The organism is Paenibacillus zanthoxyli JH29 (genome assembly GCF_000520715.1).
GTDB lineage: Bacteria > Bacillota > Bacilli > Paenibacillales > Paenibacillaceae > Paenibacillus_AQ > Paenibacillus_AQ zanthoxyli.
The window spans coordinates 1-1,698 of record NZ_ASSD01000229.1 but is presented as its reverse complement, the minus strand read 5'-3'; the positions used below and the strand labels follow the sequence as shown (position 1 = coordinate 1,698).

At 56.7% G+C, this 1,698-nt stretch carries 1 pseudogene; it reads right to left on the bottom strand.

Annotated elements, in window-relative coordinates:
- Positions 1-1,156: pseudogene (locus L691_RS0108525) on the bottom strand (alpha/beta hydrolase); the annotation flags it as partial.
- Between the last annotated feature and the right edge of the window lie 542 nt (positions 1,157-1,698).

Genomic DNA, 1,698 nt, shown 5'->3' with positions numbered 1-1,698 from the left:
GCGCGCCCGCCGCCATGGCGGCTGCCTGCCCGCCGCGGCTGTGCCCGATCAGAGCTGTTTTTGCAAAATCGATTTTGCCGTAAAAAGGATTGTCCGGCGTATCTGAAAAGGAGGCAAGCTGCTCCAAATGCTTCAGAATGATCCAGGCGCGCAGCTTGTAATCGCCCTCCGGAATGCCCGACCAGGCCGAATAATTCAGGAAGTTCTCATCCAGCGAGATGGCGATGAACCCGCGGCTCGCAAGCAGTTCGCCGAGATAGGCGTAGCCTCCGTCCGAGAAATCCTCCATTATATGGTTGCCGTGCACGATAAGCACAAGCGGAAAAGGACCATCTCCCTCTGGCATCCATACCCGACCGTTCAGCGGCAGCGATTCCGGATCAAAGCCCCAGAACAGCGTTCGGAGCGCGGACCACTTCTTCATATAGGATGAAGCGTTCACGGAAGAGGAACGGACAGCCGCCCCGCTCCCGTATTCGGCCCGGCGCCGGTCGCCTCCGCTGCCATAGGTGAAGCTACGGTAAGCATACCCGCCCGGCATCCCCGGATTGGCTGCGGCCAGAGAGACGGCGGCAGCGGCGCCATTTGCCGGGGCGAGATCCGCCGCCTTGTCAGGAGCGCCGCCGTGTTGAAGCTGTATTCCGCCTATCGGAAGGGATAGCAGCGCTGCCATAACCAGCAGACCGGGAAGAATTTTGCCTATCCGCAGGAGTCCGATGGCGATGCCTGCAATGGCTCCGAGCGCGGCGGCTGCTGCGGCGACGGCGGCGGAAGCATCGACGGTAAGATCGGCAGTATACAGAATGATCATGACAATTCCGGCGCTGCCGAGCAGACATCCCGCGAACAGCCTTGGAAGACGTAAGGATATCAACGCGAGCAGCACGGCTGCCAAGTGGCCCGCCGCAGCCAGCATGGCTGTCGCAACTCCTGCGGCCAGCATCAGATCCGCCGGCCTTCCGAGGCCGGTGGGAATCCCCAGCATGAGGGCTGAACAAGCCACGAAGCTAACTAACCATGGCCCGGCAATCCCCCAGCGCCATATACGGGTATCATAGCGATATGTTTCCCGGATTCGATTGACCACAATTTCCGCAATGCGCCTGTACCGCCCGGGTCTTTCCGGCGCGGGCGGCAGCCCCAGTTCCAGGTCCATTCTTAATCCTCCGGCTTCGCTGCTAAGCGGATTCCTCAGCAAGATGTAGCAATAATAGTCTTTTGCCGCATCTCTGACAAGTGGTACTTGCAGGAGTGCAGCCAGGACGGCTTTCCTTAAAGAACTGCAAATCTATCATGAAAGAGCTGCAAATCTATCGCATCTGCGTTATTAAGAATTCCGGTTGTTGGGTAAATCCTTGTTCTCCGCTCGGAAATAAATGATTGACAAGAGTGGGGGAGCCCATTATTATAAATTTCATAACATACTAATCTGGTAGGAATAATAATTTTTTTTCTTACCGTACAGACGGCGAAACCCAGGTCATGGAACGCATCGGCCGCTGTGCCGATATGCGTACGAGGCGGGTTCCACTGTCTGTTTTTGCAAAAAACAAGGAATATCAAATGGGGGAGAGATTGAAATGAAAAACAGGTTGAAAAAGGGACTGCTGACGGGATTTGTGCTGCTGCTGACGGCGGGCCTTACGGCTTGCGGAAATAACAGCGGCGCGGAGAGCGGATCTTCCGCCTCGCCGGAGT